The following is a 14373-nucleotide window of genomic DNA, read 5'->3' as shown; positions in this document are numbered from 1 at the left end:
AATGGAAAGTGAGTCATAAAAAAAGACAATTTTTTTATTTAGTATTGAAATAGTTGAACAATCCACCGATCGTTCGCTCCTTCAATGTAATCCGCTTGCCGTCTAGAAAAACTTCTTCGACTGGGTAATGATCTTGAAAAGGTGGAACTTCCAAGTATTGACTTGCGAGAAAGCGCTCTGGGGATTCAATTGTTGTTATTTCTTTGCTACCATTTTTCAGATAATGAATTTCTAACATATCCATTGCCTCTTTTCTTGTATTCTGAACTTTTGAAAAAGCATTGAGAGGATCTTATTTCTCGCTGTTCTTTTTGCTTGGTTCAGTTACAAGCCGTATTATAGTCTTCCTTTTTTTAAAAGTAAAGAAACCACTCTCGGTTGAAACATCTCTTATTTTTTGGCTTTTGTCTGACCGATAAAGTAGTCCTCTAAGACACCACCAATCACAAAAATGACCCAAGAGTATGCCCAGGCATGAAACATGAAGGACCAAAGCATATAAACGACCAAAATCACTGGCCAGTAGACTGTTCGAAAAAAGGTAACTCTACCAGCGGATTCGCCATATTTATGACGTGTTGCTCGATCACCAAGATTCTCTTCGTCACGAATAAAATACGTCTCAGTTGCCAGCTTCGCAAAGCCTGTACGAATAATACTTACATAAATAATAAAGAACACACCCACTGCAACTGTCAAGAAAAACAAGGAAATACCAAACTCAACAGAATAATAAAACAATTCACTTAAAAGTACAGGCGCAATTGATAAAATACAGGCACCAATTCCTAAAACAAGACCAATACGAAAACTTTTTTCATAATTTGCTAGTTGCTGAGCGGCTTCTCGTTTGGCATCCCTTTTGATTGGTCGATCATCTAACTGCTTACGAGCACCGGAAAAGTGCAAACTGCTAGAGATGATAAAACCAACCCCGATGGCGATGAAAAGAAACATCACCATTATTCCAAAGGTCTCAGCATAAACACTAACAAAGAGCATTAGGGCTGCTAGGGAGGCGATACAAAAGCCGATTCCTATCGACAACGAAAAAGCAAAGTGCCGCACAGTTCCCCAATAATCAAACGCATCGTCTTCTGTGATGGCATCGGACCAATCATCAATCGGCTCTTCTTCTTTTGAAACATCTAACTCTTGCAGCAGTTCATCCACCGAACCAAACTCGCTGATCACCGCACCGATGGCTTCATGCTCACTTTTCCCTTGGTGAATCAGTTCCAAGTAATGGTCTTCCATAATCGCTAAAAGATCTTCTTTTGCCTTCTTCGTTTCCGGTGTGATGGGTACTGATAAAAATAAGCTGTCTAGATAGTCATGAATGGTTTTCATTTGTCTCCTCCTTGTAAGAACTGGTCAACGACGATCTTCGTCTGCTGCCACTCCAATAGTTTCTCCGAAAGGCTTGCTTTTCCGTCTACAGTTATCTGGTAATAGGTCCGCTTTTTGCCATGTGTCACTTCTCCGGGATACGAACGGATCAATCCTTGTTTTTCTAACCGAGTAAAAGCGGAATACAACGTCGTTTCTTTGATCACATATAAAGCATCTGTTCCTTCACGAATACGCTTGGATATTTCATATCCATAAGAGTCTTCTTTCGAAAGAATGGATAAAATGATTGCGTCGTTATAGCCGCGAATTCCGTCACTCGAGATCACGCAATCGCCTCCTAAATTACTTCATCTGTCGTACTAATTATAAATCAATTACTACGACAGGTAAAGTAAAGCTGGATAACTTGTCAAAAATCAGTCGCAGGTCCTAGAAACAGTTCGAATAAAAAGACACGCTTTCTCAGTAAACTGATAAGCGTGTCCCTTATTACTTAATTTTTTTCACCTATTTATTCAACGGCTGGCTTGACATCATCCATCATCAATTGGATCGACTCCAATCCGGAACCAGCTAAATACCAAACCGCAGCATCTAATTCAATCACTTGATCGTTTTGCCCTGCATTTGTTTCTTGAACAATTTCATTTGCAACAAATTCACTTTCGCTTTCATTGCCACCGATCGCTTTTGTCCGATCGATCACGAAAATGACATCAGGATTTTTTTCAAGCAAGTACTCATAAGAAATACTTTGTCCATGTGTCGACGCCTCTAATTCCTCATCTACTGCTGGGAAACCAAACGTGTCATACAAGATACTGTAACGAGAACCTGGACCAAAAGCAGAAAGATTGCCTTCATTTACCATAACAACCAAGGCTTTCTCGTCAGCATTTTGCGCTTGCTCCTTCAAGGTATCAATCTGACCTTGTAACGATGCTAGTTGTTCTTGCGCTTCCTCTTCCTTACCAAAAATTTGACCAATGGTCGTAATGTTGGCTTCGATCGATGCCCAAGTATCACTATTGTCAACGCTTAAGAAAACGGTTGGCGCGATTGCAGACAATTCCTCTTGGAAATCACGTTGTCGACCAGAAATAATGATTAGGTCTGGCTGCAGTTGATTGATTTTTTCTAAATCAGGCTCTTTGATTCCCCCTGCTGATTCAACATCCGCATACGCTGATAAATAATCTGGCAAATTGCTGGTTGCGGCAGCAACGATTCGATCCCCAAGACCAAGTGCATCCATCGTATCTAATGCACTGTTGTCAAAGACAACAACTTTTTCCGGCGCATAAGGAACAGTGACAGTCCCATTGCTGTCCGTAATCTCGACTTCTGTCGGCGTTTGTGTACTTTCTTCTACTTGGGTTTGAGCTGTACCCGTTGAATCTGTTGTCCCTGTATTATTCGAGCCGCAAGCGGTCAACCCCGCTAATACGAAAATACTCATAAAACTTACTGCTATTTTTTTCATTTTTTCCTCCTTTGAAACATATTTTTTATTGGAAGGTGTAGCAAAATTGCCGCCCATCCACTTGTACCAGTTTGATTGGAATCTCATACAATGATTCTAATAATTGTTCTTGAATCACTGCCTCTGTGTCAGCCGCTTTAAAAATCTGACCATCTTTCATCGCGACGATGTGATCGGCATACCGTGCTGCAAAATTAATGTCGTGCAAAACGATCACAACAGTTTTCTGATAGTCTTCCACCAAGGTTGTCAATAGCTTCATCAGCTGGTTGGCGTGTTTTAAATCTAAATTGTTTAACGGTTCGTCCAAGAGTAGATAATCTGTATCTTGGGCTAAAATCATCGCCAAGTAAACTCGTTGTAACTGACCACCAGAAAGTTCATGAATCGATTGATCACTATATTCGGTTAGAGATAACTTAGACAAAGCGTCATCAATGATCCCATCATCTGCTGCCGATTGTCGCCCCCGGTTATACGGATAGCGACCAAATGCCACCAGCTCTCTTACAGTCAGATTGACGGCATAGCGATTGCTTTGCTGCAAAAAAGCCATTTTTTTTGCTAGCTCTTTGGACTTCCATTGACGAATCTCCGTTCCATCCAGATAAATATCACCGGTGCGTTGATCCAACATCCGACTGACTAAAGAAAGCAAGGTACTTTTTCCGGCACCATTGGGCCCGATGAAGGCAATCATTTTCTGTTCCGGCAACGCTATAGAACATTCCGTCAAAACTTGTGTTTTTGCATAATTCTTGGATACATTTTTGGTTTCGATCATGATTTTTTCCTTTCCAGCAGCAATTTGCTTATAAAGAAGATACCGCCTAATAATTGGATCACGGTGCCGATGGTCGTTTGCCATTGAAAGACCTGTTCCACTAGGAATTGACCTCCTACCAACAGGAGAAAACCAATCAAACTCCCACCGAAAAACAACCAGCCGTGACGATAAGTTGGGAAAAGCTGATAGGTGATCGTCGCCACCACAAAGCCTAGAAAAACTGCTGGACCAACTAAAGCAGTGGCGGTGCCTGTCAGTAAAGCAATCAAAAATAAAACACCTTTATGAAGCCATTGAACAGATACACCTAAACTTTTGGCTTGCCCACTTCCTAAATGGAGCAAATTCAATTCTGGAATCAGCAGAACCAGACAGATACTCCCTAGCAAAATGATCGCGGCAGCAATCAGTAGATGCTGGGTATTGATATTGCCAAAGCTGGCAAACAAACGACCTTGTAGTAAATCATATTCATTTGGATCCATCAACACTTGCAGAAAGGTGCTGAGACTACCGAACATCGTGCCACAGACCATCCCTGCCATCAATAACAAAAACAACCCAGCGACTGATTTTTGATAGAAAAAGCCAATTAAGAAGCTACCTAGAACGGCAGTTAAGCCGACAGAAAACAAAAACATCGTTGCTGTTTCTTGGCTCAGCATCTGAATTCCGCCGATAAAAAAGAAACAAAGGGTTTGAACAAGAACATACAGTTGGTCCAAGCCTAAAATTCCAGGGGTCAGATAGCGATTGCTTGTCAGTGTCTGTAAGGTGATGGTACTAAAGGAGATGGCGATTGCAACTAAGGCAAAAGCCAAGATTCGGCGTCCCCTTAATGCAAAAGCAAATGACCAGTTTCCATAGGTGTTATAGGTCAGATAGGCACCACATGCACAAAGGATCAGAAACAACAAAAGAAAAAGTTTTTTCTTCATCGAAATTTCCTCCCCAGAAGCAAAATCAAGAAACAGCAGCCACCCAGTACGCCGGCAACAACACTGACCGGCATTTCATAAGGTGCGATGACGATTCTCGCCAATACATCACACAATAGCAAGAACGCGCTTCCGGCAAAGCTGATCAAAAGCAGATTGTTTTTCAAGTGATCCCCAAAAACCATGCCGATCATATTTGGGATAACGATCCCTAAAAAAGGAATTTGCCCCACAGTCAATAAAACGATACTGCTAGCAAACGCCACCAGCGCAAATACAGCAAAACGCAAGAACAAGTAATTGATTCCCAGACTCTTAGCCGCACTTTCTCCTAAACCGGCGATCGTGATCTCATAAGCCAAGAAATACAATAGACCGAAAACGGGAATCGTCAAATACAAAAGTTCATACTGTCCAACCATAATGGTGGCAAAATTTCCTTGCAGCCAAGAAGAAACATTTTGAACCAATTGGAAGCGATAGGCTAAGAAGCTACTGATAGCCCCGATGATATTACCGAACATCACCCCTGTTAACGGCAGCATCATTGGATCTTTCTTTGGTAGAAATTGGCTTAAAAATAAAAAGAACAACACACCTGCGTAGGCAAACACAAATGCTGCTGTAGTGCGAATCAAATTTGAGGCATTTGGTAGAAAGAGCATAACCAGCAAAATTCCTAAACGGGCGCTATCCGTCAGTCCAATCGACTCCGAGGCCACAAATTTATTTTGCATCATGTGTTGCATAATTTTTCCACAGATACTAATGATCCCACCTGCAATGATCAAACTGATCGTCCGTGGAAGCCTAACTTTTACCAAAACAAGCCAATGATTCGGATCACCCTGCTGTAAACCTGATAAAGACAATTCATGGGTGCCTGCCAACAAGGAGCAACCCACTAGAAGAACAAAGATCAGCAGTAATCCGATTTTTTTAAACATGCCCCGCCCCCCTTATTGAGAATGATTCTCACTCTCTTTAATAGGGTAACGTATTTCACTTAAAATCACAAGAATTTTTTTTAAAAAATCCCTTTCCTATCGCAATTTCGAAAAAATGAGTGTGTAAAGAAAAGGATTATGTGATGTTTTTCTCTTATATCCTTGCGAGAAAACTTATTTTTATCTCAATATTGTCTATTTTATTGCTTTAATTATAAAATGCTCGCTCATACTATATTCATTTTATGAGGATCATTCAATAACAGATCACTTAGATTTGCAATTATTTTCATCTATTGAAACCCTTGTAAAGCCAGCACTTACTGATGCAATGGTGATGTAACTTTTCAGATAAAAGCAAATGACGCGCCGTCTCCTCCACCTAAACACCATTCGTCTATCGATAAGAAATTGTGAGTAAAAACAGTTTAGTCGTGGAACGAGTTTTATAGTTTTCGTTTTGAGTTTCTTCTTCCAAAAAATCATGATACCAGTTGAATTCAATCTCCGACAAAAGCCTACCTGTTTTCAATACGCGATACCAGTCACTGATTGTAATCGATAGTCTTTCCCGATTATCTGTAATTAAAAAAAATAAACCTACGATCATCGCAGGTTTATCAAGAGTTATTATTTTACTTTAACAAGCCATCAAGGGCTAATTGATTCAAAAAGTGCAAAGGGAAAGAAATGGTTGGATTGAAAAAGTAATCCATTGTCGCTAGTTGGTGCAAGGTCGTCTTGCTATTGATCAAGGTTGAGATCGTATTGATGATCTCCAAACTTCCACGATCACTCGTAATGATTTGTCCCCCCATAATCACTTTCGTTTGCTGATCAAAAATCAGTTTTAACGTTACTTCAAAATCCTCATCTGTCGCGAAAAATGTCCGAGAATGAAATGTCTGCGTCACTGAATCTACTTCAAAGCCGTAATACGGTGCCTCGGTCTCATTAATACCTGAACTGCTGACGAAATAGCCAAACAGTTTACTAACGACGGTCCGTTGCATTTTTGGAAAAGGAATTTTCGTCGTTCCCCGTTCATTTGCCAATAAATTGGTGGCAGCTACGATCCCCGTCCGATAAGCATTAGTCACTAAAGGGATATACAAAGAGCTATCCGAATGATTGAAAGGAATCGAAACCAGGTCACCAATTGCATAAATCGCTGGGTCAGACGTTTGTAAATATTCATTTGTAAATACCGTGCCATCGAGATTTAGTTTTAAAAAGTCTTCAACCAATGCGACATTCGGTCGCGGATTTACGGCATAAACGACCACGTCAGCTCGAATCTTGGTTCCGTTTGAAAGCTCGATTCCCTGATATTCACCCTTCTCGTCTTTGATCGTATGGGCGACATTGCTGTTAAGATAGATTTGTAAGTTCTCTGGAAAGCGCGCCATCAAAATTTCAGCAATTTCTTGATCAAAATAACGGAACAAAAGGGTATCCATTCGATCAATCAAATGAACGGCTTTTTGCTGGCCACTTAAAGATTCAGCCAATTCAAACCCAATCAGACCCGCGCCAACGATCGCCACGGTTTGCGCACTTTCGATTTTTTCTAACGCTTGCTTTGATTGACCAATGGTTTTGTAGGTCGTTATATGTGCTTCGACATCTGAGGCAAACTCCGAACGGAAAGTACTCGATCCCATCGCCAAAATCAAGCCATCATAACTCACTTCGTCTTCTTGCTGATAAGATTCCGTTGATGTGACAAAATGAACCGTTTGTTCTTGCGGAAAGATTTTTGTGACTTCACTGTTTAACATCACATTGATTCCTTCAGAAAGAAGCTCACTCGCAGTTGCCGTTCGGGAATCTTCCAATCGTTGAATGTAGCCTTCCAGCACTAAATTCAAACTGCTAGCAACATAACCCAGAACGCTTGATTTTTCAATAATTATCACATCGACTTTTGGGTCAACTTTTTTTAAATGACGGGCAGCAGCAATTCCTGCATGAGAGCCTCCAATAATCACTATTCTCATATCTTTTCCAACTCGCTTTCAAGGTTCTCATTGCGTATTTCATCCACGATTTGATGAAGCCGCTCTTCTTCAAATGGGGTTGCCCCACCTGTTAAAATCAATCGTTTTTTATAACGATAGCCTTCCGAGATCTCAGAATGATCAACGATCAATAAATCATAATCCTTCTCCTTCGTCCCCTCAAAATGAATATTCGGATAGCCAGCCAATTCTTTGATCAAAAAACGCCGCAAAAAGCCACTGCGTAATCGTGATTGAGTCAACAAAATGCCGACCGTAAATGCTTTTTCCTGTTTTACTTGAATCCATTGACGGATCAAAAGCAATTCATTGGTCAAATGCTGCTTTTTCTCAAGAGAAAAGGACTGGTTTACGTTTTTCTCCAACTGTTCGATTGCTTGCTGTGCCACTTCAATCAAGCTCTCATTCGCAACACTTTGAGGCTGAAATTCAGCAAAGGCAATAATGCCGCCATGAATATACAACGCTTGGATCGTCACACTCGTCAAGAAGACGCATAATTCCGTAGAAGTTTCTGTAGTCTTTCTCTCACTATCACCAATTGCCTGCAGCAACTCCCCATTTAACGCATCGATCTCTTGGAAGAAAAGTGATTTTTGCAAGGAGTCATCCAGTGAAGGGCGAATCAAGCCTTCAGCTAATAAAAATAAATAGAAATAAACCGTTTCATAATCGCTCCAGGATACGGCAAAACGACTGAGATAGCGTCCTAATATATTCCGCAAAAGCTGGAACATCGCTTCATTTTCCAATGACTTCAACAATGGATACGATGCTTCATGCTGCTGCGAGCCACGATAATCAAAACGGGCTTCCATAATACCTAACCACAGCCCGACTTTCCAGCGTTCGGATTGACTAAACGTTGTCTGTAGCTGTTTTTCGATTACTCGAATCAAATTGTTGATGGCTGGTGCATTCAAGCGAGCGATCAATTCTTCATTGGGATAACTTTGTGAAAAAAACTGATAATAGAAAAAGCGAATCTGTTTTTCATCCCCAAGCAATTTTTTATTTTTTAATTGGATGTCGAATTCTTTCAATAACTGATTGATGGCTTTGAATCGACGAAACAATGAAGCTTCACTCAACATCAGTTCTAACATCATTTTCGTCGTTGACTCATCTCGATGAAAAAACAAATACGACAATATCTGAAAATCGATTGCTTCTGAAAGATACGCATAAAAGAATTTTTTTAGTGAGAAATCAAGCGGAAGTGTTAACTGTACTTGATCATTTTCTAAATAAGTCAATGCCGCATCCTCATGGAAAGCGACTAAATTTTGATGAAGATTTTGAAGTTCTTTTTGCAAAGTGGGTGCGGAAATGGATAATGTTTTTGCAAGTTTCTTGTAAGAGATTTCTGAGCCGTTCTGAAAAAAAACAGCTAAAATTTGAAAATGAACCTGCTGATTTTTTTCAAGCAGCTGCATAACATTCATTTTTGAACCTCCTTCACCTTTCACATACTAATTTCCCAATTAATGGGTCGTTTGTCAACTATAAAAATTGCCTGAATGCCTTTGAGTTATATGGAAAAAGCGTTATTTATTGTTCCTAAAGCGCGGGAATGGTAAAATTCTTGAGAAGAAAGGTGGTGAACTATGGGAAAACGAATGTTAGCATTTTTTCGAACGGATCGATTATTTTCGATTTCCCTGTTACTAGCACTCATTGCGTGTTTTTTCGGCACCTTCCGTTGGTCATTTATTGACTTTAAAGTGATTTTATCACTGTTTGGGTTGATGTTAGTAATCAATGGGTTAGAAGAAGCTGGTCTTTTACGAGCATTTGGACAAAAATTAGTGGAAAAAAGTCGCAATCTGCGTGACTTGATCCGTTCAATCGTCTTGCTAAGCTTCTTCAGTTCGATGTTTTTAACAAACGACGTGGCTATCTTAACATTATTGCCCATCTACTTACTCTTAACGAGGAAAGAACAACAGCGCACCAGTGTCTTATTAGGCGCTGTCTATTTGATCGTGGCAGCCAATTTAGGAAGCAGCCTGTTTCCATTTGGAAATCCGCAAAATCTATTTTTATTTTCTTACTATCAGATTTCGCTGCCACAATTCATGTGGACTACCGGCACCTTTGTGGGACTTTCTTTGCTATTACTCCTTGTTTCGATCCAGCTCATCCCAAAGACTCCATTGGAAATCGCCCTGCAAGAAGAGCCCTTTGAAAAAAAGCCAGCGCTGCTCAATGCAGGATTATTTGTCCTTATGATTCTTGGTATTTTTAGTGTTCTACCTATTTCAATCGCTGTGCTCGTCGTCGCAGCCGTGGTTTGGTTTAGCAACAAACGATTATTCGCAAAAGTTGATTATCGGTTACTACTTACCTTCCTCTGCTTCTTCTTGATCGTTGGGAATATTCAAGACCAACCTCTGGTCACCGATCACATTCGACCATATTTTCAAGAAACACATCGCGCTTTTTTAGGTAGTATTTTACTCTCTCAAGGAATATCTAACGTTCCTGCAGCGATTTTGATTGCTCCTTTCACCGATTTAGAAAAAGCCGTTCTTTTGGGCGTCAATGTGGGTGGTTTGGGTACATTGATTGCTTCTTTGGCGAATTTGATTGGGTACAAATTACTGAAACAAGCCAGACCCAAAGAAGCGGGAATGTTTCAAAAGCTATTTTTTATCGTTAACGTCGTTTTTTTACTGTTATTAGGCAGTATCGTCTACCTTTTATTGTAGTAAATTCACTGTAAAACGAGATTCCAGCATAAGATGTTTCCAGTCAGCAGTCAACAGAACCCTACTTGCTGTACCTGTTTCTTGATCTTATGTCAGAATCTCGTTTTTTGATGTCTATTGTGTGATTTCTCCTAGGCTAAGAGAAGCTCAAAGGTGATTTTCGTTTGGCTTTCGACAGTCAATGCCTCACCAAAGACATGTTGAACCATTTCTTGCCGCTGTTCCAATGAATACTCCTCCTCAAAATAAAGATGAAATAATTCTTGATCGATCTCTTCCTTCAAAATATACTCGAATTGCCGACTCTGCCAATCGATCGCTTCTTCTGTAAACCACTTCTTGTAACAAGTATTTAGGTTCAGATCGTTCTTCGCTGAATGATTTTTTTCATAAGGCTGAAACACGTTCTCTTCTTCTGCGATCATTCTTAGAATAATTAATTGATGGGCCTTTCTTTGAAACTGAAGCAAAGTTTCTTTGTCTCTGACTGCTGGATTCATTGCCATAAAAATACAGGGCCAGTGCTGGTCTGCAGATAAAAAGTCTTTTTGGCTCTGCTGAACCAGATGGAGCTTGCTCATCGGATCTTCCATCGTTTCTTCGATGATTTTTAACATTTCTTTTGAAAAATCAATTGCGTAATACTCATCTACAAAAGGATAAAAAGCTGAAATGTAGCGACCAGTGCCCGCAGCAAAGTCAACGAAGGTCGATATCGGAAACACTTTCTGCTCCACCAAAAAAGCTGCTGCCTCTTCGGCGATTTTCAATTGGGATTCTCTTTGAATTTGCGCATATTCTTGCGCGAATTCATCCCAAAACAGCATCGCTTCCTCTTCTTCCATTTAGCGGACGCCTCCAGTGATCACTGTCTTTCCTTTCGTTCCTTGCTCAACCGCTTTTGTAGCGTGCTTTAAGGTCTCGATGGTAATTCCTCCATCAAACGTTTGGACCGCAGTCGTATGGATCTTTTTGTCAGCGAGCAACGAGGCGATCCGTTGCAAAATGCCCCCTTGTGTTTCAATCATCAACTGAGCATCTGTTTTTGTGAACATATACTCCCAATAAAAATCGATGCCGAGGTTTTTAAATGGATTTAAATCTAGCGCTTCTTTCGTATTCACGATCATTCCGACTTTGCCAAATGGCAAGATTGCTTTTGTTAATTGTGGCAAATAGGCAGATGCGTCATAAAAAAGTGCAACGGCTGAAAAAGGTTCAGTGATTTGTTCAGCTAACGGCAAGCGGTGATTCAGTACCTGATCCACTTGATTGTCTTTAAGCCACTGATCGTTCTTAGGACTCGCAGTGCCATAGACTGTCAATCCTGCCCATTTTGCTAGTTGCGCCGCAATCGAGCCAACACCACCGCTGGCATTGACCAATAAAATTGATCCTTCATTCGCGTTCTCTTCAGGCACATACCCAAATTTTTCAAAAAGCAATTCCCATGCCGTAATACTCGTTAATGGCATAGCTGCAAGATCACCGTCAGAAAAGCCGGCTGGCGCCTTTGCTGCGATTCGAAAATCAACGACTTGAAACCTTTGATTCGCACCAGGTCGTTGTGTGGTTCCAGCATAAAACACCCGATCACCAACGGCAAAGCCATTAACTGCTGAGCCGATTTCATGTACTATACCTACTGCATCATATCCCTGGATATGGAATTTCTCACTTAAAGTGGTTGTTTGGCGGCGTTTCGTGTCAATTGGATTCACAGAAACAGCTTGCACTTCCACCAATAGATCGTTTGCCTGACAAGTTGGCATTGGAAATTCCTTTTCAATAAATACTTCTGGATCATCTAAAGATCGTCCTTCATAAAAACCTAGTGCTTTATTTATCATCATACTGCTCCTTCCAAAAAAAGTGCTGAATAGTTATAAAAACCATTCTAGCACTTTTAACCAATTTAGAACATTTATTCTTCACCTTGAACGACAAGCGGAACCAAAAACGGATAACTTGTGAAGAAATCCAATAAAGATCGCTTCCATTGATCCGAGTCAATCGTGAGTAACGTTGATTCTGTGTACAAATGAATCGTCAAACGCTGATTTTTATCAAGCAGAACAAGGATCTCGCCTTTGTTTTCTGTGATAAAATCATACGACTGATTCTCCATCGTGATGATGAAAATTTGGTCAAGGACTTCCGCTGCAACAGGAAAATCTGTTTCCATATCGACAGCTAAGGTTTGGGTATTGTCGATCAAACTTGGCGAGACAGTAAAATCCAATTCTTTTAAATGAGCCAGTATCAAATTTACATCGTAATTAAACAGTGAAAGTTGATTGACTGAGAAAATATTATCGGCATGCCATTGACTGATCAGATGTAAAATCTGTTCATCGTTGACCACCACCGACTGGGAATTTGAATTGATTGTCAACAACGGCAAATAGTTTGATTGGTAACTTGAATTGACCGGATTTAACTTAAAACTAAACTCTAGTTCTTTTGTTTCTGTTAAACGAAAGCGGACATTGAAGTGCTTTGTCTTCCAGGTATCGTAATTGTCGGTAGCTGTTAAATGAATCACTTTTAATGGTTTCAAGAATTCATAGGCATAGTACTCAAGCAAGTTTTTTTTTGCAATGACAGAGATTTCTTGTTCTGTTAAGATCAAATGACGATAATGGTTGAGCAACCCGGAGAAATCAGCCTCCATGATTGATTTTCGCAATTTTAAATCAGCTAGTTCATTTTCGGCTTGTTCAATAAGGGACTCGATGCGCTGATGATCTTGTGCTTTTACAGCATAGTAATCATCTTCATATTTCGCTTCCTCTTCCTCTTCCACTAATTTGAAAGAATCATCCTCTACATTGTCTTCTACTAAAGAGCGATCATCAACTGTGGTAGACGCATTGGTTGCTGAATTTTCGTCGACCTCATTGACTTCTTCTGGTTGAACTTCTAGAGTCTCTTCCTGATCCATCAGTTGTGGTTCAAGAGGATTTTTCTGTGTTTCTTTCGTCAATTTCAATCAGCTCCTTTCCCGTATACTGAGCTAAGAAAGCCAATAATTTAGTATTGAATTCTTCAAAAGAACCAAAAAAAGTATCAATTTGTCGGAATTCTTTTTCTACGATTGCTTTCTTTAAACGCAATGTTTGATATTGCTGCTGCAGGCGTTCTTTTTCAGCAAAAACTTCTTCATTATTATTTGAATATCTTTCCCATTCTCTACGTTTGGCTTCTAGAGCTTTCCGGTCAGAAGTCAAACGCTCTAGTTCTTCATCGATTTTTGTCCGATTGAAAAAGCCCTTTGATTCCGTCAATTCATTTTCGGCTTCCGTAAGTTTATCGATCTGATTTTGGATTTCCTTCACTTCTGATAACGCAGTGATCCGTTTGGCTTCCAGCTTGTCCATCTGCTGTTCGATTGCTGTCAGCATCTCACGATTGCCTCGTTGGAACTTTTCCCATTCTTCATCTATCTCAGGGATAACAAAAATTTCGGGAATACTCGCATCGATACCAATCGTCGCTCGCTCATGATAATAGGTTCCTAACTTATAGTAATGCACCGTAGGAGATATTTTGGCACAATGCATCATAAATGGGAAAGCTTGGGTAAAGTTATCGTGGAACTTCCTTGATAACAATTCATCAATCTCATGATTTTGATTTGATGTTTCTTTTAACTGTTTGTGTAATCGACCATTATATATACGATAAATTTCAGGAATATCCTCTTTTTCGATCGCGACTTCAAAATCTTGCAGGTCTTGCAGCATCTGACCTATATTTTTTGAGGCCACTTGTTTTATATCGCCAAAGGATACTTCTTCATTCGTTGAAACTGAAACAACGTCTTGATCTTGAACAACATTTTGTTCTTTTTTGGCATCGTCAGTCATATGATCCCTCCTAAAAATACTTCACTACTAGTGTATCATTTTTTTCCATAAAAAGTTATTTTAAGTGATTGTTTTTAGTAAAATGATACATCGTTGTAATAACAAAAAAACACATGTCAATGAAGACATGTGTTTGACTGCGTGGCGACGTCCTACTCTCACAAAGGGAAACCCTTCACTACAATCGGCGCTAAGAAGCTTAACTTCTGTGTTCGGCATGGTTACAGGTGTATCCTTCTTGCTATCGCCACCACACTATTCAAT

The 14373-nt window shown here is 40.1% G+C and carries 14 protein-coding genes and 1 rRNA gene; 1 reads left to right on the top strand and 14 read right to left on the bottom strand.

Annotation, left to right across the window (positions count from 1 at the left end; translation table 11 throughout):
* Positions 1 to 34: 34 nt before the first annotated feature.
* The 9 genes from CXM95_RS07990 to CXM95_RS07950 all read right to left on the bottom strand — a co-directional run bounded on the left by CXM95_RS07990 (position 35) and on the right by CXM95_RS07950 (position 8974).
* Positions 35 to 238, bottom strand: a complete 204-nt coding sequence (locus CXM95_RS07990; RefSeq protein ID WP_008381972.1) for a hypothetical protein — start codon at positions 236 to 238, stop codon at positions 35 to 37.
* Positions 239 to 390: 152 nt separating this feature from the next.
* Positions 391 to 1350 (bottom strand): permease prefix domain 1-containing protein, encoded by a 960-nt coding sequence (locus CXM95_RS07985; protein WP_008381974.1) that lies wholly within the window; start codon positions 1348 to 1350, stop codon positions 391 to 393.
* A complete protein-coding gene (locus tag CXM95_RS07980; protein ID WP_008381975.1) occupies positions 1347 to 1679 on the bottom strand; it encodes a PadR family transcriptional regulator in 333 nt (110 codons plus the stop codon). Before CXM95_RS07980 ends, CXM95_RS07985 begins: the two co-directional genes overlap by 4 nt.
* Positions 1680 to 1864: 185 nt before the next feature.
* Positions 1865 to 2836: a siderophore ABC transporter substrate-binding protein gene (locus tag CXM95_RS07975; RefSeq protein ID WP_008381977.1), complete on the bottom strand. Its 972-nt coding sequence runs from the start codon at positions 2834 to 2836 to the stop codon at positions 1865 to 1867.
* 25 nt (positions 2837 to 2861) lie between these two features.
* A complete protein-coding gene (locus CXM95_RS07970; RefSeq protein ID WP_008381979.1) occupies positions 2862 to 3620 on the bottom strand; it encodes an iron ABC transporter ATP-binding protein in 759 nt (252 codons plus the stop codon).
* Positions 3617 to 4561, bottom strand: coding sequence for an iron chelate uptake ABC transporter family permease subunit (locus CXM95_RS07965; RefSeq protein WP_086299481.1), 945 nt, complete (start codon positions 4559 to 4561; stop codon positions 3617 to 3619). Before CXM95_RS07965 ends, CXM95_RS07970 begins: the two co-directional genes overlap by 4 nt.
* Positions 4558 to 5508, bottom strand: coding sequence for an ABC transporter permease (locus CXM95_RS07960; RefSeq protein ID WP_008381981.1), 951 nt, complete (start codon positions 5506 to 5508; stop codon positions 4558 to 4560). Before CXM95_RS07960 ends, CXM95_RS07965 begins: the two co-directional genes overlap by 4 nt.
* Before the next feature lie 635 nt (positions 5509 to 6143).
* Positions 6144 to 7508, bottom strand: a complete 1365-nt coding sequence (locus tag CXM95_RS07955; RefSeq protein ID WP_008381982.1) for an FAD-dependent oxidoreductase — start codon at positions 7506 to 7508, stop codon at positions 6144 to 6146.
* Positions 7505 to 8974, bottom strand: coding sequence for a helix-turn-helix domain-containing protein (locus CXM95_RS07950; protein ID WP_008381983.1), 1470 nt, complete (start codon positions 8972 to 8974; stop codon positions 7505 to 7507). The genes CXM95_RS07955 and CXM95_RS07950 overlap by 4 nt, the downstream gene beginning before the upstream one ends.
* A gap of 162 nt (positions 8975 to 9136) precedes the next feature.
* On the opposite strand from CXM95_RS07950, the gene CXM95_RS07945 reads away from it, so the two are divergent.
* Positions 9137 to 10240, top strand: coding sequence for an SLC13 family permease (locus CXM95_RS07945; protein WP_086317363.1), 1104 nt, complete (start codon positions 9137 to 9139; stop codon positions 10238 to 10240).
* 131 nt (positions 10241 to 10371) lie between these two features.
* On the opposite strand, the gene CXM95_RS07940 is transcribed toward CXM95_RS07945, so the two are convergent.
* The 5 genes from CXM95_RS07940 to rrf form a co-directional block, all read right to left on the bottom strand.
* Positions 10372 to 11085: a class I SAM-dependent methyltransferase gene (locus tag CXM95_RS07940; RefSeq protein ID WP_086299484.1), complete on the bottom strand. Its 714-nt coding sequence runs from the start codon at positions 11083 to 11085 to the stop codon at positions 10372 to 10374.
* Positions 11086 to 12093, bottom strand: a complete 1008-nt coding sequence (locus tag CXM95_RS07935; RefSeq protein WP_016619978.1) for a zinc-binding alcohol dehydrogenase family protein — start codon at positions 12091 to 12093, stop codon at positions 11086 to 11088.
* Between the two features lie 71 nt (positions 12094 to 12164).
* Positions 12165 to 13226 carry a hypothetical protein gene (locus CXM95_RS07930; RefSeq protein ID WP_199559939.1) on the bottom strand — a complete coding sequence of 354 codons (1062 nt, stop codon included), beginning with the start codon at positions 13224 to 13226 and terminating at the stop codon, positions 12165 to 12167.
* On the bottom strand, positions 13195 to 14109 hold the full coding sequence (locus tag CXM95_RS07925; RefSeq protein ID WP_008381990.1) for a hypothetical protein: 915 nt from the start codon (positions 14107 to 14109) through the stop codon (positions 13195 to 13197). The genes CXM95_RS07930 and CXM95_RS07925 overlap by 32 nt, the downstream gene beginning before the upstream one ends.
* Before the next feature lie 139 nt (positions 14110 to 14248).
* Positions 14249 to 14364: ribosomal RNA gene (gene rrf / locus CXM95_RS07920) — 5S ribosomal RNA — on the bottom strand.
* Positions 14365 to 14373 lie beyond the last annotated feature (9 nt).

This window comes from Enterococcus sp. CR-Ec1, assembly GCF_002850555.1.
In the GTDB taxonomy this organism is placed as follows: domain Bacteria; phylum Bacillota; class Bacilli; order Lactobacillales; family Enterococcaceae; genus Enterococcus_D; species Enterococcus_D entomosocium.
Note: the sequence above shows the minus strand (reverse complement) of the source record. Positions and strands in the feature narration are given on the sequence as shown.